The following is a 24679-nucleotide window of genomic DNA, read 5'->3' as shown; positions in this document are numbered from 1 at the left end:
CTTATTGTTGTTGATAAGGGGAGCTTTTTGTCATAGAAAGTGTAGTATAAGTATATTAAATAATTTCTTGTTGCTTATATGAAGTATCCTTTTTAGAATGAAAATCACGCCAAAGTTCATTCATCTTCCGTCTACCAACACCAATCATCGGATTAAACTGAATCGCAGCTTTCTGACGTACAGTGTGAACATTTTGAATTGCTTGTTGTAAATGTTTTTCAATCGAATTAGATGTTTTATTAGCTTGTTTTACGATTGAATATCCAGCAACCGTTCCTTGCGCCATCGCGATTTTTCCGCTTTCAATGCCCGTAATATTTCCAGCAACAAATAAACCTGGAAGAGAGGTTTCCATTTCTTCTGAATGAAGCGGGACATGCCCGCCAAGTTCAGGAATGTAATGGAACGGACAACCAGCTACAGCGGCAAGCTCAGCAAGCGGATATAGCCCTCCGGCAATACAAACGAAGTCAGCCTCATATATCTTTTCTGATCCGTTAATAATATTCCCTTTAGAGTCAATGTTAGCAACACGGACACCTTCAACTTGATCCGTTCCGATAATTTCAAGTGCAGCTGTTCGGAGATGAAGCGGCGTCCCGTTTATTTTCATGCCGCTATTTGGATAAAATGTTAATCCGGCTTTTCGAATCCAATCATACTTCATAAAACGGCTACCTATACGTAGGAAAGTAGATGGGGCAAGGTGAGCCGCATTTAAGAGTGAGTTTAAGACTTCTTCTGGTTCACTAGCTTTTCCGCTCAACTCGTTTTTTTCAGGGAGTACAATATGATCCACTGTAATTCCAGCTAATTGCAATTCATTTAAAATGGCGAAAGACAAAATGTTAGCGCCAATTATGATTCCTTTTTTTCCAACTTGCACGCGGTGAACATTTGTCATAACTTGAGCTGCTCCAATTGACATAACTCCTGGAAGTGTCCAGCCAGGAAGGGGAATGGAATACTCAGCAGCCCCAGTAGCAATTAGTACGAACGGTGCTTCTAACGTACCGATATTTGTATGCACGAACCAAGACCCCTCATCTTCATCTAAGTTATATACGGAAACACCGCACCGAATATCGACTGAAAGGGATTTTGCTTCTTCATGAAGGCGCTTTGATTCTTCTATTCCGTTCCACCATTCCCCAGTAGGCTCTTGATGCAACTGACCTAACAATCTCCCGCCCGGCTTCATAAATTCATCAATAACAAGTACGTTAAGTCCAAAATGGGCACAAGAGATAGACGCTGATAATCCTGCTGGTCCTGCGCCAATAATAATTACATCGATCATCGCTTTTTCACCATCTCTCTCACGATATTCGGATGCTGTTTTCCACTTTCAACAACCATATTGTCTTCTACAATTGTTAAGCATGCTCGTACGTTCGATTGATTATTTACTGTCACGCGGCATTCTGAACAATGCCCGATATTACAATAGATACCTCGTGGTGTCCCGCTATCTTCATGGACCCTTAAAGTTCGTATTCCGTTTGCTAGCAAGGCAGCAGCTATCGTTTCGTGTTCATAAGCTTCGTATTGTTGACCGTTAAATTGAAAAGTGATGCGTTCACTATTATTTAAACTACCTAAAATAGGGTGATCTGTAATTCTACTCATTTATTTTCACCTACCGCTCCAAAAGTAACTGCACGCACGGGTGGCTGATATTTTAATGGAATTTCATTGGGAGTTATGTCAGGGTTTGTACTTTCAATCATTCGATCTATCATCATTCTACATGTGCGACCACCACAAAATCCCATGCCAGCACGTGTTCTTAGTTTTAATTCTCTTGCCGAGCATTTGTATTCAGCAATTGTCGATTGAAGTTGTCCGTATGTAACTTCTTCACAACGACAAACAATTAAGTTCTCTTTATTCGTCATATGTATTCCTCCTCTAGTTCGGTTTACATAAATTATTATGCAAAAACTATGCCAATATAGAGGTGGAGAGGGATTATTGTAACCCCAGTCTTTTTAAACGATTATATAAAGTGGCCCTTGTTACGCCAAGTTGTTTCGCACATTCTAATTTATTACCATCTAAAATGCGTAAAGCTCTTTCAATTACCTTTTTCTCGTGCTCATCCATTTCTTCTTGTAAAGAAAGAATCGTATTATTGTTGCTGAGTAATAGGGAGTGAGCTGTATGATTGTCTAAAGTTTCATTTGTATGAAATGGTAAATATTCTTGTTTAATAATGCCGTCTGTCGCAAATACGACGAGTCTTTCAACTACGTTGCGGAGCTCGCGAATATTACCAGGCCAATTGTAATGAAGTAGTTCATGCATAATATTTGAAGGTAAGTCTCGAATAGGCCTGTTATAGTTTATTGAAAAATCGTTTAAAAAGGAGTACGTCAATTCGATAATATCCTCTCGTCTTTCGCGCAGCGGTGGAATAAGCAAGCTAACTACATTTAAGCGATAGTATAAATCTTCTCGGAAAGTTCCTTTTCTCATTTCTTCTTGTAAATCACGGTTTGTAGCAGCGATAATACGGAAATCAATATTGATTTCTTTTTCTCCACCAACTCGGTAATACTTTCGTTCCTGCAGTACACGCAAAAGTTTCACTTGCATATCGAGCGGCATCTCGCCTATTTCATCGAGGAATAAAGTACCGCCTTGTGCAAGTTCTATTTTACCTTTCTTACCTTTACTATTTGCACCAGAAAAAGCCCCACGCTCGTAACCAAATAATTCACTTTCAAATAACGCTTCTGGGATTGCGCCGCAGTTAATTGAAATGAAAGGGGCATTTGCTGTTTCGCTTGCTTCATGAATTGCTTTCGCAAACACTTCTTTTCCAACTCCGCTTTCTCCTAGTATTAAGACCGTAGATTTCACTGAACAAACCTTTCTAGCTAATTGAATCGTTCTTTGTATAACAGGGCTTTTTCCATTCATCGCAAGGAAAGGATCGGATGTATCTTTATATTTTGCTACTTCTTGTTCTAAACGGTGCATTTCATGAGACATATTAAATAGTTTTTCATTTAATACGACTTGATTTGTAACATCCGTTTCTGAAACGACTGCTCCAATAATTTTATCGTTGCAATAAACGGGGTTTGAATTAATTAATACGAACAAATCTGGACGGGGCTGATGGAACTGAGCAATTATGCTTTTTCCGTCATGTAATGATTGCAGAATTTCTAAATCTTTATAATCAAAAAAACGGGTGATGGGTTGTCCGATAATTTCATTATGGTTCACTGAAAAAATCTTTTCAGCGCCATCTGTCCAAGTACGAACGCATTCTTTATCGTCGATGACTGTAACAGAAGAATCAGACGTTTGAATAACAGTGTTATAAAAAGCTAGTAGTTCATTGTAATACTTATAAAGAAAAGGAATCATTTGCTGAGCAGTTATACAGCATAAAGGCTCTTGATTTTCTTTAATGATGACAACGGATAGTTCATGAGAAAATGCGTCGATTAAAGTAGTGAAAGAGTCATCTTCATATATAACTGCGCACCTCCATTCCTCAGTAGGTGAATGGAGGTAATAAAATTTTTCACCTACTTGTTTCATGCGCTTAACGGTACTTGTACAATCAATTGACAAAATTTTTATTAACTCTTTTATTGTTGGGAATGAAAATGCCATATTGTCCTCCTGTTATGTATAAAAATTTAGACAGTGATAAAAAAATAATACACCTATTTACGATAAATTTAAAATATTTTTACAAATAAAAATTATTTCATATAAATAGTTCTGTATGTAGAGTTGGCACACCAATTGCATAAATAGAAAGTGAGAGATTTAGGAGAAAGGAGGGGTGCTATGTGAGACACTGTGACGTTTTAATAATAGGCGGTGGTATTATAGGATGTTCTATCGCTTATTACACATCAAAATACGGAAGAGACGTAACAATCATCGAAAAAGGAGAATTTGTTAGTGGGACGTCTTCACGGTGTGACGGGAACATTTTGGCTATTGATAAAGACCCAGGATTTGATAGTCAAATGTCGTTAGTAAGTCAAAAATTAGTAACTGAATTAAGTGAAGAGTTGGAACACTCATTTGAATATAGGGCGCCAGGAAGCATTCTCGTTTGTGAATCCGACGAAGAGATGGAGGCAGCGCAGCAATGGGTAAATCGTCAAAAAGAGGCTGGCTTACCATTTCGAATGCTTGATAGGCAAGATATAAGAGAGGAATCACCATTTTTTGCGGATGATTTATTAGGTGGTTTAGAATGCGCAACTGATTCGACTGTAAATCCATATCTTCTTGCTTTTTCACTTCTTACAGAATCGAAGAAATTTGGTACGAAAACTTTTAATCATACAGAAGTTAAAGAAGTGAAAAGAGATATAGACGGTTCCTTTATTGTAGAAACGACAAATGGAACGTTTACTGCGAAACAAGTGGTGAACGCAGCCGGTGTGTGGGCTCCTAAAATCGGACAGATGTTAGATGTGAATATCCCAATTGAGCCGAGAAAGGGACATATTATTGTAGCTTCCAGGCAACAACACGTTGGATGCCGTAAAGTAATGGAATTTGGTTATTTAATTTCTAAATTTGGTGGAAAACGAAAAGTAGATGCTTTAACTGAGAAATACGGGGTAGCTCTTGTATTTGAACCGACAGAAAGCCAAAATTTTTTAATTGGTAGTAGTAGAGAGTTTGTAGGTTTTCATACGAGGATAAATAACGAGGTTATTAAATGTATTGCAAATAGAGCAATTCGTTTTTATCCGAAAATGGCAGATATGATGGTGATTCGTTCATATGCTGGATTACGCCCGTGGACAGAAGATCATTTGCCAATCATTTCAGGAGTGGAACATATTCCGAACTACTTTATAGCAGCAGGACATGAAGGTGATGGAATTAGTCTTGCGGCAGTTACTGGGAAAGTGATTGAAGAGTTATTAAATGAAAAAGAAACAATCATTCCTATTGAACCACTTCGTTTGAGTCGTTTTACAGAAAGGGTGTTAAACGGATGAGGTCACAAAGAGTCTTTACGACGATTGATACACATACAGGAGGGAATCCAACGCGGACATTAATTAGCGGACTTCCTAAGTTAATTGGAGAGACGATGGCAGAGAAGATGTTACATATGAAAAAGGAGTATGACTGGATTCGCAAATTGTTAATGAATGAGCCACGTGGTCATGATGTAATGTCAGGAGCATTATTAACAGATCCGTGTCATCCTGAAGCTGATATAGGTGTTATATACATAGAGACGGGTGGATATTTGCCGATGTGTGGCCACGATACAATCGGTGTATGTACAGCTTTAGTTGAATCAGGTTTAATTCCAGTAATTGAACCGGTTACTTCTTTAAAGCTAGATACACCAGCTGGCTTAGTTGAAGTAGATATTTCTGTTCAAGATGGGAAAGCGAAAGAAGTCTCCTTCTGTAACATACCAGCTTTTTTACTGAAAAATATTTCTGTACACGTCGAAGAAATTGGAACTGTAGAGGCGGATATTGCGTATGGAGGGAATTTTTATGCCATTATCGATGCGAAGTCAGTAGGTTTAGAGTTAGTACCAGAAAACGCATCTACAATCATTGATAAGGCGATTCATATTAGAAATACAATTAATGAGAAGTTTGAAATCATTCATCCAGAGTATTCGTTTATAAGAGGATTAACACATGTTGAATTTTATACGGATCCTACTCATGAAAGTGCGCATGTGAAAAATACAGTTGTTGTTCCGCCAGGAGGAATTGATCGATCTCCATGTGGCACAGGAACATCAGCGAAGTTAGCTGTATTATACGCTCATAAAAAAATTAAAATCGATGAAGAGTTTATTCATGAGAGTATCGTTGGTTCATTATTTAAAGGGTGTGTCATAAATACGACATATGTGGAAAATATTGAAGCTGTAATAACGAAAATTACAGGATCAGCTTGGCTTATGGGTATGCATAGATTTTTTTACAATGAAAAGGATCCACTTAAAGAAGGCTTTTTGCTAATTCCGCCGATGGAACATGAAACGGAGGATGTAAAATGAATATTCAAAAAATGTATACAGCAGTAGACGTACACGTAAATGGCGAGGCGTTTCGTGTAATGAAAGACGTACCATGCAAATACTACTACAGTTTGGAGCAATTAAACGAACAATTTTCAGGTGAATTAGCAGAAGAAATGAAGCTTTTATTAAATGAACCACGTGGTTTTATCGGTTTAAATGGGTGTATTGTCGTTCCTTCTATTCATAATGAAGTGGATGCAGCTGTATTGTTTTTTAATCATGAAGGATCCATTCTTCTTCATTACGGAGGCATTGTCGCAGTAATAACGATGTTACTAGAAAGCGGGTATTTAAAAAAGAGAGAGTCTAATCAATACAAAATCGAAACGCTATCTGGCATATTTTCAGTGGATGCATATGTAGAGAATGATGAAGTTGTATCTGTTTCGTTTGAAAGTAAACTATGTTATATGATTGAAAAAAATTTAAAGATTGGTAATATAAGTTACTCTCTCATACAGGCAGATAAAGTATATGCAGTTGTAGAAAAGGATACGTATTCGCCAGAAATCAGTATTGAAAACATCTCTAAATTAAAAAAATGGGGTGAAGCTACACTTCAAAATATACAAAAACAGTCATTAATAAAAAGACTTATTTTAGTAGATTCTATGCAAAAAGAAAAGAACCATATAAAGTCGATTACATTTCATGAAGATAACTTTATAGTACGTTCACCAGGTTTTGTTTCTACTATTGTGTCTTATGTTCATGCTTTATTTAAAAATGAATATATAGCGGATAAACCTTTTAAAAATGAAAGTATTTTTAATAGCTTTATAACAGTAGAAAAAGTGAAGAAAGAAGAACTCGGATATATTTTCCGATTTGAAAGTAGAGGGTTTATTACAGGTATGCAAACATTTATATTAGATCCTACCGATCCGTTTCCAACAGGTTTCTTATTAAAATAATATGTTAAAGGGAGAGAGAAAGATGCAAAATATTAAAGGGGCATTTCCAGTATTAATAACACCAATGGATGAGTTTCAAGAGATTGATTGGAAAGGTGTAAAACAAAACGTAAACTACTTTATTGAGCAAAAAGTAGCTGGAATTATTATTAATGGAAGTACGGGAGAATTTGTTAGTTTATCAAAAGAAGAACGATTCAACATGGTAGAAACAGTATTAAAAGAAGTTGATGGCCGTATTCCAGTTATTGTTGGAACTGCTGCGGAGACGACGAAAGAAACGATTGAATATACGAAACATGCAGAAGCGCACGGAGCAGATTGTGCCTTAATTATAAACTCGTATTACTGTAAACCGAAAGAAGAGGAAATTTATTTTCATTTTAAAGAAATCTCAAACGCTGTAAATATACCAATTATGCTATACAATAATCCATTTACTTCTGGTGTTGATATGAGTACAGAGCTAATGCTCCGTATTGGAAAAGAATGTGAAAATGTTACACATATTAAAGAATCTAGCGGAGATATTCGAAAAGCGAGAGATTTAGTAAGACAAGGCGAAGGTGCTTTTCAAGTCTTCTGTGGATCTGAAGATTTAGTTATGGAATCTTATTTAGTTGGTGCATCGGGATGGGTTTCAGTAGCAGGAAATATCGTTCCAGGACTCGTTACGAAAATGTATGAGCATTTTCAAAATGGTGAATTAGAAAAAGCGTGGGAAATGAACGATGCTATTTTACCTCTTTGTGAGTTTCTTGAAGGATCAGGGAAATATGTACAAATCGTTAAACGTTCAATGGAATTACACGGACAAGTCGGCGGACCTTCTCGCTATCCGAGATTAGGATTAACGGAAGAAGAAGATCAAAAGCTTCAAACGATTTTATCAGAAATTGCAGCTCATGCAGCTGTTTAAATAAGGAGGAGAGTATATATGTTAACGACAAACATTGAGCTGAAACCAAAAGTGAAAGCGTTTTTAAATGAAGAAATTAAAATGTTTATTAATGGCGAATTTGTTCCTTCTATTAGTGGTAAGACGTTTGAAACATACAATCCAGCGACAGAAGACGTTCTAGCGGTTGTATGTGAAGCGCAAGAAGATGATGTTGATATCGCAGTAAAAGCGGCAAGATTTGCTTTTGAATCAGGCCCGTGGGCAGAGATGACTACTGCTGAAAGAGCACATCTTATTTATAAATTAGCAGATTTAATTGAAGAGCATAGAGAAGAATTAGCACAGCTGGAAGCTTTAGATAATGGAAAACCATATCAAGTAGCACTTGATGATGATATTGCAGCGACTGTAGAAAATTACCGCTATTACGCGGGATGGGCTACAAAAATTATCGGGCAAACAATTCCAATTTCAAAAGATTATTTAAATTACACACGCCATGAACCGGTTGGCGTTGTAGGTCAAATTATTCCGTGGAATTTTCCGCTCGTTATGTCTTCTTGGAAAATGGGAGCCGCTCTTGCGACAGGTTGTACGATTGTATTAAAACCAGCAGAGCAAACACCTTTATCTTTACTATATACAGCGAAGCTTTTTAAAGAAGCTGGTTTTCCAAACGGTGTCGTAAACTTTGTACCAGGTTTCGGACCTGAAGCAGGAGCTGCAATTGTAAACCATCATGATATTGATAAAGTAGCTTTCACAGGTTCAACAGTTACAGGGAAATACATTATGCGTCAATCTGCAGAAACAATTAAACATGTAACATTAGAACTTGGTGGTAAGTCACCAAACATCATTTTAGAAGATGCTGACTTAGAAGAAGCGATTAACGGTGCGTTCCAAGGAATTATGTATAATCATGGTCAAAATTGTAGCGCAGGATCTCGAGTTTTCGTTCATCGAAAGCATTATGAAACAGTCGTAAATGAACTTGTGAAAATGGCAAATAACGTGAAGCTTGGAGCAGGTATGGAGGCGGAAACTGAAATGGGACCGCTCGTATCTAAAAAACAACAAGAGCGTGTGCTAAATTACATTGAACAAGGAAGAGCTGAAGGTGCTACTGTTGCAGCGGGCGGTGAACGTGCATTTGAAAAAGGTTATTTTGTACAGCCAACAGTATTCACAAATGTTACAGACGATATGACAATTGTTAAGGAAGAAATTTTTGGACCAGTTGTCGTTGTACTCCCGTTCGATTCGACAGAAGAAGTAATTGAAAGAGCAAATCGCTCTTCATATGGACTTGCTGCGGGTGTATGGACACAAAATATTAAAACAGGGCATCAAGTTGCCAATAAATTAAAGGCAGGAACAGTGTGGATTAATGATTATAACCTAGAAAATGCTGCTGCACCATTTGGTGGATATAAGCAATCTGGTGTTGGACGTGAATTAGGTTCATACGCCCTTGATAACTATACAGAAGTGAAAAGTGTTTGGGTAAATATAAAGTAATAGAGAGTCTAACTGTTAATAAATAGAGGGATGAAATAATGAGAGATGCGGACAACTGGAAGGTTTAATAATAGTTGTCCGTTTTCTTATATATAAAATTGCTTTTTCAAAAGAATGATAAGGGGGATTTGGATGGAGCAGTTAGTAGAATGGTTAGTAGGGCAAGTTTGGAGTATTGGCTTAGTTGTTTTCGCATTAGGAGCAGGAGTGTATTTCACAATTGCAACTCGTTTTTTACAAATTCGCTATTTTAAGGAGATGATTAAACTATTATTTGAAGGGAAGAGCTCGGAGACTGGGATATCATCCTTTCAAGCATTTTGTTTGGCGTTATCAGGTAGGGTTGGAATTGGTAATATCGCAGGAGTAGCGACAGCTATCGCTTTCGGCGGACCTGGAGCTGTATTTTGGATGTGGGTGATGGCATTATTAGGAGCAGCTAGTGCATTTGTTGAATCAACATTAGCACAAGTATATAAAAGTAAAGTAGGCAATGAATACCGTGGTGGTACGCCATATTTCATTGAGAAAGGCTTGAAAATGAAATGGTTTGCGGTCATTGTAGCGGTCGTTGTAACACTATCATATGGCGTTTTATTACCAGGTATTCAATCGAGTAGTATCGCAGTTGGATTTGAAAATTCTAATGGTATTAGCAAATATATAACTGGTATATTGTTAGTCGTATTATTAGCAGCTATCATTTTTGGTGGCGTAAAGAGAATTGCGGGCGTTTCTCAAATGCTAGTTCCATTTATGGCAATTGGTTATGTAATTGTTACATGTATCGTATTAATTGCGAATGTAACGGAAATTCCAAGTATGTTTGCTTTAATTTTCTCAAGTGCATTTGGTGTAAATGAAATGTTTGGGGGCATCGTCGGCGCAGCTATTGCATGGGGGGTAAAACGTGCTGTATTTTCAAATGTTGCTGGTGTTGGAGAAGCGACGTATAGCTCAGCTGCAGCTGAAGTATCACATCCTGCAAAGCAAGGGTTAGTTCAAGCGTTTTCTGTATATATCGATACAATTGTTGTATGTACAGCGACAGCGCTTATGATTTTAATAACAGGTATGTATAATGTAATACCTGAAGGGAAAAGCGCTATTGTAAAGAATATAGGAAATGTAGATGCAGGTCCAATCTATACACAACAAGCAGTTGAAACTGTTATGACCGGATTTGGTCCAATATTTATTTCAATCGCAATCTTCTTCTTTGCATTTACAACTTTGCTTGCTTATTACTATATCGCTGAAACGACGCTTACTTATTTAGATCGTGGGCTCAAATATAGTTGGTTAAAGCCAGTTTTAAAAATTGGATTTTTAATTATGGTTTACATCGGTAGTGTAGAATCAGCGTCGCTTTTATGGAATCTTGGAGATTTAGGAATCGGTAGTATGGCATGGTTAAACTTAATCGCGATTCTATTATTAAGTAAAACTGCATTAAAAGTGTTAAAAGACTATGAAACGCAGAAAAAAGAAGGGAAAGATCCAGTGTTTGATCCTAAAAATGTGGGAATTGAAGGTTTAACATTTTGGGAAGAAAGAAATAAAGAGGTTGAAAGGAAAAATTCTAAAGAAAAAGTGTCAGTAGATAATGGGCTGAAACTGTAGATGTGCAAATTTAAAAGTTAAATAAACTGAAAATTCATTCTATTTTTTAAAAGTAAATATTTGTATATACCCTTCATTTTATCTCATACTAAAGTAAGTGTGAATAAAATGAATGGAGGATATACGATGGAAAATCAACAATATGGCTCTATAAATGATGTATTACTTGATTATAAAGAAGGTATAGGGAATTTTACGCAACAAATCCCTGAAATTGCAGAAACATATAACGCTTTTACACAAGCATGTTTTCAGGAGGGTACATTAACTAAAAGAGAAAAGCAGCTCATTGCATTAGGGATTAGTTTAGCAACACAAGACGAATATTGTACGATTTATCATACGAAGGGCTGTATCGACCAAGGATGTTCTGATAAAGAAATTTTAGAAGCTTGTGGTGTTTCAGCCGCGTTTGCTGGGGGAGCTGCAATGAGTCAGGCAGTAACCTTAGTACAAGAATGTCTGGTGGAATTGAAACATCAAAGTCATTAAACAAGAAAAAGCCCTCCTTGAAAAAATTATTTTAAGGAGGGCTTTTTAGTTTAGCCTAATTTTTTTGGAAGAGTTTCAATTGTTTCATATAATCGATAGCTTTTGTTTTATTACTCTGTTTAGAAACATATTGTAGCTCGTTTAAATCTCTATAATAACTATTAAATATTTCTTCAGAAAGTATGCCGTCAGAGATAGCTTTTTTTATTGCACAGTGTGGTTCATTTGTATGCGAACAATTAGAAAATTTACATTTCCGAGATATACCCGTAATATCTTCATATCCAAAATCAAAGTTACCTTTATGTTCTATCAAGTCAAATCCCATTTTACTAATAATTATTCCCTCCAATTTTGAAAGAGTTTTTTAGAATCATACATACAAATTTTAGCGTTTTTAAGTTATGTTTATTTTAATATTCTATATTTTTATAAATCGATGTCTCTATATTAGGGAGAAGTGTGTATATGCTCTTACCAATTAAAGATTCTAATTCTTTCTTAATTGCATAGAATCCCTTCCAATGTAAAGAAGTATGAGAGGTTGTGCCATGACGTAAACCAACTGAAATCAATCTTTTTTCAAGAGTAGTAAATCCATCCGCATCAGCAAGTGCGTCACAAAGGGTAATCACCTTATTGTATAAGTCGTAGTCACTATTTTTATTCAATATTTCAATTAACCGGCTTTCCATATAATCAGGAACAATGCTCCACTCCGCTGCGATATCTATATGTTCATTTTTGCAAGGAAATGAATGCGTCACACATATAATGGCGTTTCCTGTATACCCTAAATCATTCATATACATATAACCATCATAGGAATGAATAACAGATTTAGTAAAACCTTTATATCTTCCTATGTCATGCAGGAGGGCAGCGTTGTATGCTATATCAGCATCTAGGTCGTACCCATTATTAATAAGTTCAACAACTATCTTTTCAGTTGCAAGGGCAACATTACGTGAATGATCGAACCACGGACCTGGGTTTTGTTCATATGCCCACTGGAGTAATTCTCTTGCATATGTCCTATCTAATATATATTTCATATAGGTATCCTTTCTCTAAAAAATCATATATTTAATAATTTCATCTTAGAATTTCATTATTCCTTCTTTAAAAGTTGTTACAATGAAATAAAAGGGGGAAAAGTAATGCGAAATTTAGTAATTGAAGAAATTAAGCAACTAGAAAATGATATTGAAGAGCTTTCTGAACTGTTGAAAACTGTAGTAGATGATGGGGCGTCAATAGGTTTTTTACCTCCACTAGAAGAAAAAGAAGCAGCGAAGTATTGGCAAACTGTATTAGCACCAGAAGTGATATTGTATGTTGCTAAAATAAACAATGAAGTGGCGGGCAGTGTTCAATTACATTTAGTTACAAAGCCTAACGGGATACATAGAGCTGAAATTTGCAAGTTAATGACTCATCCAAACTTTAGACGTAACGGTATTGGACGTTCACTTATGCAAAAAGCAGAGGAACGAGCAAAGCAAGAAAACAGGACTCTTTTAGTATTAGATACTAGAGAAGGAGATCCTTCCAATAGATTGTATAAGCCATTAGACTATCAAGAATCCGGTAAAATACCAGGGTATGCGATTTCTCCGAATGGTGAGTTAGATGCAACGATAATTTATTATAAAATGATTTAGTTTTTTATTTAAAAAGAGGGATATTTTCAAACCACAAAGTTGTTATTAGGTCTGAGTATTGATTTATAAAAAGATTGATAAACCCCTGTATAATAGGGGTTTTCTTTTCATTCATTAACTTCATATTGAATGTTCAATTTGAGGGCCAATTTGTATAAGGTTTTAATAGGTTTATACGAGGTATTATTTAAATAGGAATTTTGAAGTCTTTTGGTGAATATTAAATGTTAATCTAAAAGATGGAGGTTGCTGTGATGTTGAAACTGTTTCAATATAACTGGCAAGTTCGTGATGAATGGTTTACATGGTGCGAAGACATGCCGGATGAAGAACTATTAAAGAAACGGGTCGGTGGGTTCGGCAGTATCCTACATACTTTATTTCACATTGTAGATGTGGAATATATGTGGATCTTAGGTTTGCGAGGTGAGCCAGTACCTGAGGAGCCATTGTTTGAAGAGTATGCCAGCTTGCAAAAAATAAAAAATCTCTCAGCTCAATATCACGAGAAAGTGAAGCCATTTGTGACATCTTGGACAAATGAAATGGATTCTCGGAAACTTTCAGAAACTGATTTCAATGAAGAAACGATTAGCTCTAGAGACGCCCCAATCAGGCGCCGAGTCATTGAATGTACACACGGAGAGATAATACGTCATGTCATTGTCCATGAAATCCACCATATCGGCCAGTTATCTATATGGGCACGTGAAATAGGAAAGGAGCCTGTTTCCGCAAATCTGAGGGGAAGAGGGCTATTTGATAACTAGACTACCTTTGCCAATTTCGTAATTTATTTATAAACGAATGGTTTAATTGAGTATATTTAAAGCATGTTTAGATCAATCTTTTTCAAAACACACTTTTTCTTTGTATTATTTTATCTAGGTTTATAGAGTTAATGTAATCAAACTTTTTTCGAAGCTACACTGTGATATATAATTGTAAGTAATTATTAACTACTTTAACGCCGTTTGTATTTTCAGACGGTGTTATAAGTATTTAACAGTAAAACGACAAAATAAATAATAGATTTGATAACTGGTAATTAAAATGCGTGAAGAATTGATATTTTTGTAGCTAAAAGAATTTGAGAAAATTTTTAGAGGGTTCTTTTAGTAATGCCCTTCCACTTATAATGGTTGTAGAGAAGATGACTAGGCAACTATAGTTATTTTCGTTTCATTTTTGGGAAGGGGATGAAAGAATGAAAAAGACAAGTTTACAAAAGATGAAAAAGATTATGTTAAGTGGTGGGATATTACTTACGGGATTATTAACATTTGGATTTTCAGAAAAGGCTTCAGCTCATGGGTATGTAGAATCACCAGCAAGCCGATCTTTTTTATGTAAGCAAGGGGTAAATGTAAATTGCGGTCCAGTTCAATATGAGCCACAAAGTGTAGAAGGAATAGGCGGCTTTCCGCAATTAGGACCTTCTGATGGACAAATTGCAGGTGCTGGTCATTTTCCTGCTTTAGACGCTCAATCAGTAGATAGGTGGAAGAAAGTTACGTTAAACGGCGGGACGAATACATTCAAGTGGAAACTAACCGCACCTCATAGTACGAAAGAATGGAAATACTACATTACAAAGAAGGATTGGAATCCAAATATGCCTTTAACAAGGTCTAGTTTAGATTTAGTGCCGTTCTATGTGAAAAATGATGGCGGAGTTAGACCGGGGACAACAGTAACGCATGAAGCAAATGTACCAACTGATCGTAGTGGCTACCATCTTATTTTAGCTGTTTGGGAGATTGCGGACACTGGAAATGCGTTTTATCAAGTTATTGATGTGAACCTTGTGAATAATGGTTTAAATTCCAATTTTGCGTTTAACAATGTAGTGCAAGTTCCTACACTATTTTAAATTAAATATACATTTTGATCATCTAATTCATTTTAGATGATCTTTTTTATGAAAAATATAGAAGAAAGTACAATTATTTATAAAAAATTCGGCTTTAAATATTGTCATATTTGCTTCTTTAAGATATCCTTTTCATGAAGAGGTGGAAAACATGGAAAAAGTACTAGTTTTCGGGCATAAAAACCCAGATACAGATGCAATTTGTTCTGCGATTGCTTATGCAGAATTGAAAAAAGAATTAGGAATGAATGCTGAGCCTGTACGTTTAGGCGAAATCAGCGGTGAAACTCAATTTGCGTTAGACTCTTTTAAAGTAGAAGGACCGCGTTTTGTTGAGACAGTAGCAAACGAAGTGGACAACGTTATTTTAGTTGACCATAACGAGCGTCAACAAAGTGCTAACGATATCGAATCTGTTCGTGTGTTAGAAGTTATTGACCATCACCGTATTGCTAACTTTGAAACAAGCGATCCTATATACTACCGTTGTGAGCCAGTTGGATGTACAGCTACAATCTTAAACAAAATGTACAAAGAAAACGGCGTTGCAATTCGTAAAGAAGTTGCAGGTTTAATGTTATCTGCAATCATTTCAGATTCTTTACTATTCAAATCTCCAACTTGCACAGAGCAAGACGTAGCAGCAGCTCGTGAATTAGCGGAAATCGCTGGTGTAGATGCAGATAGCTACGGCTTAGAAATGTTAAAAGCTGGTGCTGACTTAAGCGGAAAAACAATGGAGCAATTAATCTCCCTTGACGCTAAAGAATTCCAAATGGGTAACGCGAAAGTTGAAATCGCACAAGTAAACGCTGTTGATACAAACGACGTTCTTGTACACCAAGCGGAACTTGAAAAAGTTATCTCTGCAGTAGTAGAAGAAAAAGGTTTAGACCTATTCTTATTCGTTGTAACTGATATCTTAACTAACGATTCTGTCGGTCTTGCGATTGGTAAAGCAACAAACGTTGTTGAGAAAGCTTACAACGTAACATTACAAAACAACACAGCTACTTTAAAAGGTGTTGTATCTCGTAAAAAACAAATCGTTCCTGTACTAACAGAAACATTCCAAGCTTAATAATATTGAGTACGGATAAACAGAAAGGACAAGTAGTCATATTGGCTACTTGTTTTTTTCTTTTTTAAAATGACAGAAAATTATAATTTAAAACAAGGAGGTTTGTGTATGTTTAATGGTTCAAAGACGTTAAAAAGGGATGGAAATAGGAAATGTTATGACTTGAAAACGTTGGAAAACAAATTTCAATCACTTTTAAATCAAAATATTTCTTCTGTTGCTGAATTAGAGGAATGGCTAATAAAGGAACAGCGTTTAACTGCTGAAGTAGAAGAGGTGTTAACGAGTCAATTAATTGCTGTGTATAGAGATACGAAAGACAGTACAATACGTAATCTACATAAATATAACCAAAATAGTATTCAACCACTTTTAAAAAAATACAATGCAAAATTTGATCGGAAATTTAGTGGTTGTCCGTTTTCAAAGCTATTGGATGAACGAAAATACGGATACATGAAAAAAGTAAGATTGGTGAACAGCGAATTATTTAATGAAAAGAATATTTCTCTTGCCGTTAAGGAGGAGGGTTTTATAACGAAGTATAGAGAAATTATGTCTAACATAACAATCAACTGGAACAACGAAATAAGGACGTACGCATACGTTAAAGCAGAGTTGGATAACCCAAATAGAAGCATTCGTGAAAAGGCATGGCATGCTTTATGTGAAGCACGAAGTGTAGTAAAACCAGAAATAGATTGTATTATGAATGAACTTGTACAATTACGGAATCAAATGGCCCTAAATGCAGGGTTTAACAATTATAGCGAATATATTTTTAAGCTAAAAAACAGAGAATATAGTATTGAAGACTGTTATACGCTTCATGAATCTATAGAGAAGCTGGTTGTACCCGTATGGAAACGATTAGGAAATCTTTTTAAAAAGGATCTTGGTGTAAAAGCGTATCTTCCATGGGATCTTGCTCCTTGTACATTGCAGAAAGTTTCATTTCAAAATTCCAATGATTTATTGGATGGGATTGAAGAGATGTTAAGAAAGACAGATTCATATTTTCATGAGGAATTTATTCATATAAGGAAATCAGGATTAATTGACGTAGAAGAACGGGAAAATAAGGCACCGGGGGCTGCTTGTTTTACCTTACCTTATAACCAAGAGGTTTTTATTTATTCTAATTTTAGCCCATCATTTAACGCAATTAATGCACTCATACATGAAGTGGGTCATGCACTTCATTTCAATAAACAGTTTAACAATGAAAGTAGTATGCAAGAAAAATATCTTCGTGAAGAAGTAGCTGAGTTGTATTCTCATAGTCTCGAGCTATTACTAATGGATAAACTTAACATTTTTTATAAGGAAGAGAATGAATATAAGAAAGCACAACGAGAACAACTGCATCGAGCTTTGTCTTTATTAATTACGCCAGTTTCAGGTGATCTATTTCAGCATTGGCTCTATACCAATCCAAGTCATTCATCAGAAGAACGGGATGAGAAATATCTTGAATTATGTAAAAGGTATAAATTTTCGTCAATCGATATTACAGGCTATGAGGAAGGGCTTGGTGCGAGTTGGATAGAATCGTTCCATTATATTCAGTATCCTTTTTACAAAATTGAATATGCAATTGCACAATTAGGAGCACTACAATTATTTCAAAAATATCGGGAGAATCAAGAAAAAGCGATTAGTTTCTTTAAAGAGGGAACGAGTGCGGATTGGAATTTTTCCATACAGGAAATCTATGAAAATACAGGTGTTGCATTTGATTTTTCGCAAGAAACGGTACAAAGTACTGCTGGAGCTGTGTTGAAGTTTATAAGTGAATTAAAATAAGGATAGCATTCGCTATCCTCTTTATTCATAAGATCGTTTCTTGTTTATATAAAATGTAACAATAGCAGCAATAATGAAAATAGGTATTGCGTACGCTTGCCCAACAAAGAATTTCCAACCTATAGTATTATAGCCGTCAGATGCTGGAATGATAATTGCGATGATACAAACAATAATATAAGCTAATAATGCTGGGAGTATATTTTTCATAGTTGTTCACCTCCTTTTCATACTACATTTATATATTTTACTATTAAATAGCGATTGGGAGATTAAGTGTACTTGATTTTATGAAATTTTTACAAATTCACTAAAGGATGACGTGTTTGCATGCTGTATGAAAGTGACTTTAGTACGGTATGTTTATGTAATAATATATATGCTTAATAGACTGTTGTGAAATAAATTAAACCAAATATAGAATATAATGTAATTTGATCTTTCAAGATTAGTATATAGTATTCTGTAAAAAAATGTACTGGAAAATTGATATTTCATAAGAAATATAGAATCGAGGTAAGAAATAACGATGAAAAGGTTATGCATAATTCCATGCGGAAAGAAGAAAATTTGGGATAAGTACTCAGATTATGGAGAGGCAGAGGCAAAAGATGTATATATTAGTCCATTCGGAAAAGCATGTCAGGCGTATGCAACTGAGTTTTTTGAGAATTGGGTTATATTATCAGCAAAGCATGGATTTTTAAGACCAAATGATATTGTAAAGGAAAATTATGATCTTGCATTTGATTCAAATAGTAATGAGATTATTAGCATAGAACAATTAAAACAACAGATGATTGATAAAGATTTACTTCAGTTTGAAGAGATCGTCTTACTTGCGGGAAAGAAGCATAAAAAAGTAGTGACGAAGCTATATCCAGAAGAAATCATCACATATCCGTTAGCGGGATGTAGAGGGATTGGGTATATGTTGCAGAGGTTGAATGGGGCAGTGGAAGCGCAGAAGGAAGTATAGGGATAAATTAGTAATATAGATTAAAATCATGCCAAATTAATACATTTAAAATAGACTAGTAAACAAGCCTTTTTACGTTTTTAAACATAGAATATGATGAATTCTATTTTATATTAGGAGGGAATCATATTCATGTGTAATAATTGTGGTTGTAGACGCAGAGATTGTAATAGATTTTGGGATGATTTAATGTTTGGAAGATGTAGACGTAGAGATTGTGATGATTGTGGTTGTAGACGTAAACGTGACTGTGATTGTGATGATTGCCGTCGCAATCGTAAACGTGACGACGATGATGATAAATGTCGTAAGTGGTAATATTTTAAAAAGAGTACTTTGAAGTAAGTACTCTTTTTGTGTATAAACCTTTTAAATTCCATCTTGAACAGATTTTTTTTCAATTTCCCATGAATCCTGTTTTATAATCTTTAAAGCTACATTAGTACCATTAGATTCCTTATAAAAGATATATCCGTGGTTTGATTTAACGTAAGTTAAAGGTTCGCCAATGCAATCTTTAGAACAAGATGTGTTGATAAGTTCAATTAAGGATAGTTCGCTAGGATCGGTTTTACTAGCATCTATAAGTGTATCAAGGTTCGTTTTACGAAAACCTTGTAAGTTTACATCGAAATTCTTTTCTATTTCTCCAGTAACGCTAGTATTCATTACTCCAACTGAATTTTTCTTTTCTAGAAGAAAACCATTTCCATAAAGGAATTTTGTATATCCAATCCATGCGATTAAAAATAGTATAAAAAACATACCAGTTGTTTTAAGTTTTCGAAGCCGTTTACTTACGATTGATTCTGAATATTTCATTCAGCCTAATCCTCCAATGTTTTTATTTTAAAGTATGCGTGGGTATATATATTTAGAAGGAGATGAAAGTTAGAGAGTTACTGATTCAAAAAAAGAAAGCATCTGAAGTTAGGTGCTTTCTTTTTGAATACTGTCCGCTATCTGTTAGTTACTTGTTTCATAAGCGGTCTTATTTCTTTAACAGGTGGTTTTTTATCATAGGCATCAACGTAAGAAAAGTAATAATTTAAGTTTCTAAGAAGTCCCTTTCCTATTTTTGCGCTTAAGAAGGGGAATACTTGTCCAGTATAATCATCGAGAGATTTACAGTAGTATTTTTCGTCTAAGTATATGCTGTATTTACATGTTAGTTCTACTAATGAGTTACCTTCATCATCAAATACTTCTTTAGAATCAATAATGTCTATTAATGCGAATTTTTCATTCAGATAAACTTTCTTCTTTTTCTCGTGCTTATTTGTGAGAATAAATACGAGACCAATTGCGTTAATCAAACTATTTCCTCCTATAAAAAACGGATATTAATAAAATATATCGATATACGTTAAATGTAAAGAGGAGTAGTGAAATATCATTGATAGAAAGCTAAATAAGCCGATTTGTTTTTTCAAATCGGCTTATTTTTATTGAAATACTTGCGGAAATTGTTTTACGATTGCGTCTGTTATCATGTCGGCCATTTCTAATGCTTCTTTTTCAATTTTATCGTATAGTTTTACACTGGCATCATAATCTTTATTTAGGAAGGCAAGTGCTTCCGCTTTCGTTAACGCTAAATGCTCATAAAACATTTTTCTAAATTCTTCTTTTTCTATATATGGATTGATACTAGTTAGAAACTCAACAATTTCGTCTCCATTAGCGTACCATTTCTTTTCTATAGCGGCCGCTGCGTTTTGATCACCAGCTTTTGCGGCTTTAACAAGATCAGCAGCGATTGTTAAGTGGTCTTTAATTAATGCACTATATTTTTTTACTGCATTTTCTCCGTAGAATGGTTCAAGTGATAGCCCCATGTGTGTTGCATTTTGTAGAAGACGTCCAACGGTAACGTTTACGTCGGGCAAGTTAAAGATGATGCCTATAATGGCTAATCGTGTCCAAGCAACGTGTTGTTCCCATAAAGAACGCATATATCCTTTTAGAAAGTTTTCGTTTTTACTAACTGGGTAATTTCTTACAAATGAATCGAAGTTTCCATTAGTGATATGATAAGGGGAGTAATACGATTGCCAATAAGTATACATAAATAGTTACACTCCTTTGAACATGTATATCTCACAATATGATAAACGTTATTTTTAAGTTACGTGTCCAAGAGTTTTTTTGAGAGTTGGAAAAGGAGAAAGTTGAAGGGGAATGAAAAATATACTTATGATATATATAAATCAAAAGAATTTTAAAATAATAGAGGTCCTGCAAGGGAAATTACAGGACCTCTAAAGGGTATTGTCGAGATGTCGGACTCGACTACGTAATATTAACATAAAATTCTTTCAAAAAAACCTGGTAAATGTGTCCAAATAAGAAGGGTACTTTTTAATAAAGTTAAAGGGGTCTGCTTCCCGTGGCAGACCCCTTTAACTAGATAATGTTGATGAGCAAAAACTCATCTAGAGTACTTTTATAGTAACAAATGAAATTCACTTTGTGTATTGAGAAAAAATGAATTGCTTGTATGAATGTAGCGGATTTATATTTTGCTTTTTGGAATTATAATCATTTGTGGAGAGCGGAATAGGGTTCTAAAATGGAGAAAAGACTTTTCAACCAGGCTACGATATATTGCGATATGCAAGTATAAAAAAAGACCTGCTAATTTAAGCAGGTCAACATAAGGGGTTTATCTAACAGATTATTATATATGGTAACAACTGTATTGTAGTAAGTCTATAAGTTATATGTTGAGAAAATTTGTTTGAATGATATATATTTGGCACATGTATTTAACGTTTAAAAAGTTGAGAAAGGAAATTCATAAGCTTGCTATAAGAAAATAAGGGCTGATACTTATAAAATGATTCATATTTCCACGCATCATTATTAGAGAATTGGAGTTGTTTATTTGACGCTTTAGGTTTGTTGGAATTATTGTAACGACTCTTCATAATTTAACCTCCTCAAATTCATATGTATACGATTAGTAGTATTCTAGGAAGGTAAATTAAATGAATATTTATTTTGAAATTCTTTCTTCTTGTGTACTAGATTTGTTTTTTTATGTTGGAAAACGTAGAAAGCAAATAGAACTCAAATACTTATAAAATTCAAAGTGGCGAGAATCAGTTTGATGATATAATGGGAATAGATGAAAGATAAAGAAAAGCAGGTGACTCTTTTTTGTTTACAAAAGCACAAGAACTTTTAGCGTCTTATTTCGGTTATTCTTCATTCCGAAGAGGACAAGATGAAACAATTAAAAATGTATTAGATGGGAAAGATACAGTCTGTATTATGCCTACGGGTGGTGGTAAGTCAATTTGTTATCAAATTCCCGCATTAGTATTCGAAGGAACGACATTAGTTATTTCACCTTTGATTTCACTTATGAAAGACCAAGTAGATACATTAGTACAAAACGGTATTTCAGCTACTTATATTAATAGTTCCATTTCTATTACAGAAGCAAATCAACGAATTCAATTAGCGAAACAAGGCCATTATAAGTTACTTTATGTGGCGCCTGAGCGTCTTGATTCAATGGAATTTGTTGATCAACTTATCGATATGAAAATCCCGATGATTGCAATTGATGAGGCGCACTGTATTTCGCAGTGGGGACATGATTTCCGTCCTAGTTATTTACATATACATCGCATATTAGATTATCTTCCAGAAAAGCCGCTCGTATTAGCGTTAACAGCGACGGCAACACCACAAGTTCGTGAAGATATTTGCAACACGCTTGGAATTAATCAAGAAAACACGATTATGACAACGTTTGAGCGCGAAAACTTATCATTCTCTGTCATTAAAGGACAGGATCGTAATGCTTATTTAGCGGATTATATTCGTCAAAATCAGAAGGAATCTGGGATTATATATGCAGCTACAAGAAAAGTTGTCGATCAGTTATATGAAGATTTAGCGAAAGCAGGAGTTTCTGTATCGAAATATCATGCTGGTATGAGCGACCACGATCGAAATGAACAGCAAGAACTCTTTTTACGAGATGAAATAAGTGTTATGGTGGCAACATCTGCATTTGGAATGGGTATAGATAAATCGAATATACGTTACGTTATCCATTATCAACTTCCAAAAAATATGGAAAGTTACTATCAAGAAGCAGGACGTGCTGGTCGTGATGGATTAGATAGTGAATGTATTTTGTTATATTCTTCTCAAGATGTGCAAGTACAACGCTTTTTAATCGATCAATCAACTGGAGAATCACGTTTTTCAAATGAGCTTGAAAAACTCCAAAATATGACCGATTATTGTCATACAGAACAATGTTTACAATCATTTATTTTGCAATACTTCGGAGAAGAGCCGAAGGAAGATTGTGGTCGCTGCGGTAATTGTACGGACGACCGTGAAAGTATCGATGTGACGAGAGAATCCCAAATGGTACTATCTTGTATGATTAGGACGAACCAACGATTCGGAAAGCAAATGATTGCACAAGTATTAACTGGATCTAAAAATAAGAAAGTCATTGAATTTAATTTTCATACTTTGCCAACGTACGGTCTTTTATCAAACCGTAGTGTAAAAGAAGTCAGTGAGTTTATTGAGTTTTTAATTTCAGATGAGTTAATTGCAGTTGAACATGGTACGTATCCAACATTAAAAGTAACGGAAAAAGGAAAAGAAGTATTACTTGGTAAAGAGAATGTTTTACGCAAAGAACGAGTAGAAACGAGACAAATTGTTCAAGACCATCCTTTATTTGAAGTGCTTCGTGAAGTGCGTAAAGAAATTGCACAAGGAGAAGGTGTACCGCCGTTCGTTATTTTCTCTGACCAAACGTTAAAAGATATGTGTGCGAAAATGCCACAAAGTGACTCCGAACTCCTAACTGTAAAAGGAATCGGAGAACACAAACTCGTGAAGTACGGGTCTCACTTCTTACAAGCAGTTCAGCACTTTATTGAGGATAACCCAAACTATGCGGAAACAATTAAGACTGAAGTTGTTTCAGAGAGTAAAAAATCAGGAAAAGCGTCAGCGAATTCTCATTTAGAAACGTATGAAATGTATAAACAAGGCATTGATCTAGATGAAATTGCGAAAGAACGTAGCTTATCAAGACAAACAATTGAAAATCATTTAATTCGCTGCTTTGAAGATGGAATGGAAGTAGACTGGAACAGTTTTGTTCCTGCAGAATATGAATCACTGATTGAAACTGCCGTGCAAAATGCAGAGGGTGGTCTGAAATCGATTAAGGACCAACTTCCAAACGAAGTGAGTTACTTTATGATTCGTGCTTATTTACAAATTAGAAAGTAGAGACATATAAAGGGGATAGGGATTTATGCATCACGTTTTCGTGTATGGCACGTTAAGAAAAGAGCAAACGAATGCTCATTTTATGCAAGGTGCAATATGCATCGCAGACGAAGCATGGACGTATGGTAAATTATTTGATACATACGAAGGGTATCCTGCGATGATTTGTTCAAATGGGGAAAAGGTATACGGAGAAGTTTATGAAGTAAATGATGATGTTCTGCAAAAGTTAGATGAACTTGAAGAATACACAGGTAATGCAGAGAGTGATTTATATGACCGAATCACCGAAACGATTTATTTAGGTGATAGAGAAATACGTGCATTTGTGTATATTGCTCAAGGTAGTGAAATGTTAAAGAAAGTTATCATTTCTGGTGATTGGCTGGAGTATCAAAGAGAGAAATAAAGTGAAGCTTTAATCATTGAGCCAATCGTGCCTTTACGGACAGTTGATCTCCCACCTAACTTCTTTGCTTAGCTGAAGTTTGAGGTG

At 35.2% G+C, this 24679-nt stretch carries 26 protein-coding genes; 16 read left to right on the top strand and 10 right to left on the bottom strand.

Annotation, left to right across the window (positions count from 1 at the left end):
* Positions 1 to 55: 55 nt before the first annotated feature.
* The 4 genes from MR155_RS09405 to MR155_RS09390 form a co-directional block, all read right to left on the bottom strand.
* The gene (locus MR155_RS09405; RefSeq protein WP_242309415.1) at positions 56 to 1300 is read right to left on the bottom strand and encodes an NAD(P)/FAD-dependent oxidoreductase; all 1245 of its coding nucleotides are present in this window, start codon (positions 1298 to 1300) and stop codon (positions 56 to 58) included.
* Positions 1297 to 1629: a (2Fe-2S)-binding protein gene (locus MR155_RS09400; protein ID WP_113937472.1), complete on the bottom strand. Its 333-nt coding sequence runs from the start codon at positions 1627 to 1629 to the stop codon at positions 1297 to 1299. Before MR155_RS09400 ends, MR155_RS09405 begins: the two co-directional genes overlap by 4 nt.
* On the bottom strand, positions 1626 to 1898 hold the full coding sequence (locus tag MR155_RS09395; RefSeq protein WP_242309413.1) for a (2Fe-2S)-binding protein: 273 nt from the start codon (positions 1896 to 1898) through the stop codon (positions 1626 to 1628). Before MR155_RS09395 ends, MR155_RS09400 begins: the two co-directional genes overlap by 4 nt.
* Positions 1899 to 1971: 73 nt before the next feature.
* Positions 1972 to 3633, bottom strand: a complete 1662-nt coding sequence (locus MR155_RS09390; RefSeq protein WP_242309410.1) for a sigma-54 interaction domain-containing protein — start codon at positions 3631 to 3633, stop codon at positions 1972 to 1974.
* A 182-nt stretch (positions 3634 to 3815) separates the two neighbouring features.
* On the opposite strand from MR155_RS09390, the gene MR155_RS09385 reads away from it, so the two are divergent.
* The 7 genes from MR155_RS09385 to MR155_RS09355 all read left to right on the top strand — a co-directional run bounded on the left by MR155_RS09385 (position 3816) and on the right by MR155_RS09355 (position 11500).
* Positions 3816 to 4991: an NAD(P)/FAD-dependent oxidoreductase gene (locus MR155_RS09385; protein ID WP_242309408.1), complete on the top strand. Its 1176-nt coding sequence runs from the start codon at positions 3816 to 3818 to the stop codon at positions 4989 to 4991.
* The gene (locus MR155_RS09380) at positions 4988 to 6025 is read left to right on the top strand and encodes a proline racemase family protein (RefSeq protein WP_242309406.1); all 1038 of its coding nucleotides are present in this window, start codon (positions 4988 to 4990) and stop codon (positions 6023 to 6025) included. Before MR155_RS09385 ends, MR155_RS09380 begins: the two co-directional genes overlap by 4 nt.
* The gene (locus MR155_RS09375; protein WP_113937468.1) at positions 6022 to 6963 is read left to right on the top strand and encodes a proline racemase family protein; all 942 of its coding nucleotides are present in this window, start codon (positions 6022 to 6024) and stop codon (positions 6961 to 6963) included. The genes MR155_RS09380 and MR155_RS09375 overlap by 4 nt, the downstream gene beginning before the upstream one ends.
* 22 nt (positions 6964 to 6985) lie before the next feature.
* Positions 6986 to 7882 carry a 4-hydroxy-tetrahydrodipicolinate synthase gene (gene dapA / locus MR155_RS09370; RefSeq protein WP_219302637.1) on the top strand — a complete coding sequence of 299 codons (897 nt, stop codon included), beginning with the start codon at positions 6986 to 6988 and terminating at the stop codon, positions 7880 to 7882.
* 18 nt (positions 7883 to 7900) lie between these two features.
* Entirely contained in the window at positions 7901 to 9385 is a 1485-nt protein-coding gene (locus MR155_RS09365; protein WP_242309404.1) for an aldehyde dehydrogenase family protein, read from the top strand.
* 132 nt (positions 9386 to 9517) lie between these two features.
* The gene (locus MR155_RS09360; protein ID WP_242309401.1) at positions 9518 to 11008 is read left to right on the top strand and encodes an alanine/glycine:cation symporter family protein; all 1491 of its coding nucleotides are present in this window, start codon (positions 9518 to 9520) and stop codon (positions 11006 to 11008) included.
* A 126-nt stretch (positions 11009 to 11134) separates the two neighbouring features.
* The gene (locus MR155_RS09355) at positions 11135 to 11500 is read left to right on the top strand and encodes a carboxymuconolactone decarboxylase family protein (RefSeq protein WP_002085063.1); all 366 of its coding nucleotides are present in this window, start codon (positions 11135 to 11137) and stop codon (positions 11498 to 11500) included.
* Between the two features lie 55 nt (positions 11501 to 11555).
* On the opposite strand, the gene MR155_RS09350 is transcribed toward MR155_RS09355, so the two are convergent.
* Together MR155_RS09350 and MR155_RS09345 are read right to left on the bottom strand one after the other, a co-directional pair.
* Positions 11556 to 11828, bottom strand: coding sequence for a hypothetical protein (locus MR155_RS09350; RefSeq protein WP_113938511.1), 273 nt, complete (start codon positions 11826 to 11828; stop codon positions 11556 to 11558).
* 85 nt (positions 11829 to 11913) lie between these two features.
* Positions 11914 to 12555: an HD domain-containing protein gene (locus MR155_RS09345; protein ID WP_219302631.1), complete on the bottom strand. Its 642-nt coding sequence runs from the start codon at positions 12553 to 12555 to the stop codon at positions 11914 to 11916.
* Between the two features lie 105 nt (positions 12556 to 12660).
* On the opposite strand from MR155_RS09345, the gene MR155_RS09340 reads away from it, so the two are divergent.
* The 5 genes from MR155_RS09340 (at position 12661) to MR155_RS09320 (ending at position 17924) form a co-directional block, all read left to right on the top strand.
* A complete protein-coding gene (locus MR155_RS09340) occupies positions 12661 to 13164 on the top strand; it encodes a GNAT family N-acetyltransferase (protein WP_242309399.1) in 504 nt (167 codons plus the stop codon).
* A 254-nt stretch (positions 13165 to 13418) separates the two neighbouring features.
* Positions 13419 to 13934, top strand: a complete 516-nt coding sequence (locus tag MR155_RS09335; protein WP_242309397.1) for a DinB family protein — start codon at positions 13419 to 13421, stop codon at positions 13932 to 13934.
* 437 nt (positions 13935 to 14371) lie between these two features.
* On the top strand, positions 14372 to 15037 hold the full coding sequence (locus MR155_RS09330) for a lytic polysaccharide monooxygenase (RefSeq protein ID WP_002085072.1): 666 nt from the start codon (positions 14372 to 14374) through the stop codon (positions 15035 to 15037).
* A 151-nt stretch (positions 15038 to 15188) separates the two neighbouring features.
* Positions 15189 to 16118 carry a manganese-dependent inorganic pyrophosphatase gene (gene ppaC / locus MR155_RS09325; RefSeq protein WP_193646464.1) on the top strand — a complete coding sequence of 310 codons (930 nt, stop codon included), beginning with the start codon at positions 15189 to 15191 and terminating at the stop codon, positions 16116 to 16118.
* 108 nt (positions 16119 to 16226) lie between these two features.
* The gene (locus MR155_RS09320; protein WP_242309395.1) at positions 16227 to 17924 is read left to right on the top strand and encodes a M3 family oligoendopeptidase; all 1698 of its coding nucleotides are present in this window, start codon (positions 16227 to 16229) and stop codon (positions 17922 to 17924) included.
* Positions 17925 to 17945: 21 nt separating this feature from the next.
* On the opposite strand, the gene MR155_RS09315 is transcribed toward MR155_RS09320, so the two are convergent.
* Entirely contained in the window at positions 17946 to 18134 is a 189-nt protein-coding gene (locus MR155_RS09315) for a DUF4017 family protein (protein WP_219302624.1), read from the bottom strand.
* 319 nt (positions 18135 to 18453) lie between these two features.
* Here MR155_RS09315 and MR155_RS09310 point away from each other — a divergent pair, with 319 nt between their 5' ends.
* Both MR155_RS09310 and MR155_RS09305 read left to right on the top strand, forming a co-directional pair.
* Positions 18454 to 18903, top strand: coding sequence for a DUF6884 domain-containing protein (locus tag MR155_RS09310; RefSeq protein WP_242309393.1), 450 nt, complete (start codon positions 18454 to 18456; stop codon positions 18901 to 18903).
* Positions 18904 to 19035: 132 nt separating this feature from the next.
* Positions 19036 to 19221 (top strand): hypothetical protein, encoded by a 186-nt coding sequence (locus MR155_RS09305; RefSeq protein ID WP_002085081.1) that lies wholly within the window; start codon positions 19036 to 19038, stop codon positions 19219 to 19221.
* 51 nt (positions 19222 to 19272) lie between these two features.
* Here the strand turns inward: MR155_RS09305 and MR155_RS09300 are convergent, their stop codons facing one another.
* The 3 genes from MR155_RS09300 to MR155_RS09290 form a co-directional block, all read right to left on the bottom strand.
* On the bottom strand, positions 19273 to 19725 hold the full coding sequence (locus MR155_RS09300; protein WP_242309390.1) for a hypothetical protein: 453 nt from the start codon (positions 19723 to 19725) through the stop codon (positions 19273 to 19275).
* A gap of 137 nt (positions 19726 to 19862) precedes the next feature.
* Positions 19863 to 20219 (bottom strand): hypothetical protein, encoded by a 357-nt coding sequence (locus tag MR155_RS09295; RefSeq protein WP_000606233.1) that lies wholly within the window; start codon positions 20217 to 20219, stop codon positions 19863 to 19865.
* A 129-nt stretch (positions 20220 to 20348) separates the two neighbouring features.
* The gene (locus tag MR155_RS09290; protein WP_219302618.1) at positions 20349 to 20972 is read right to left on the bottom strand and encodes an acetylglutamate kinase; all 624 of its coding nucleotides are present in this window, start codon (positions 20970 to 20972) and stop codon (positions 20349 to 20351) included.
* A gap of 1093 nt (positions 20973 to 22065) precedes the next feature.
* On the opposite strand from MR155_RS09290, the gene recQ reads away from it, so the two are divergent.
* Entirely contained in the window at positions 22066 to 24183 is a 2118-nt protein-coding gene (gene recQ / locus MR155_RS09285) for a DNA helicase RecQ (protein ID WP_242309388.1), read from the top strand.
* A 25-nt stretch (positions 24184 to 24208) separates the two neighbouring features.
* Positions 24209 to 24592 carry a gamma-glutamylcyclotransferase family protein gene (locus MR155_RS09280; protein WP_219302614.1) on the top strand — a complete coding sequence of 128 codons (384 nt, stop codon included), beginning with the start codon at positions 24209 to 24211 and terminating at the stop codon, positions 24590 to 24592.
* The last annotated feature ends 87 nt before the right edge of the window (positions 24593 to 24679 follow it).

Source organism: Bacillus cereus group sp. BfR-BA-01331 (assembly GCF_022663915.1).
Taxonomy (GTDB): Bacteria; Bacillota; Bacilli; order Bacillales; family Bacillaceae_G; genus Bacillus_A; species Bacillus_A mycoides.
The sequence above is the reverse complement of the archived record's forward strand: the minus strand, read 5'-3'. Positions and strand labels throughout refer to the sequence as shown.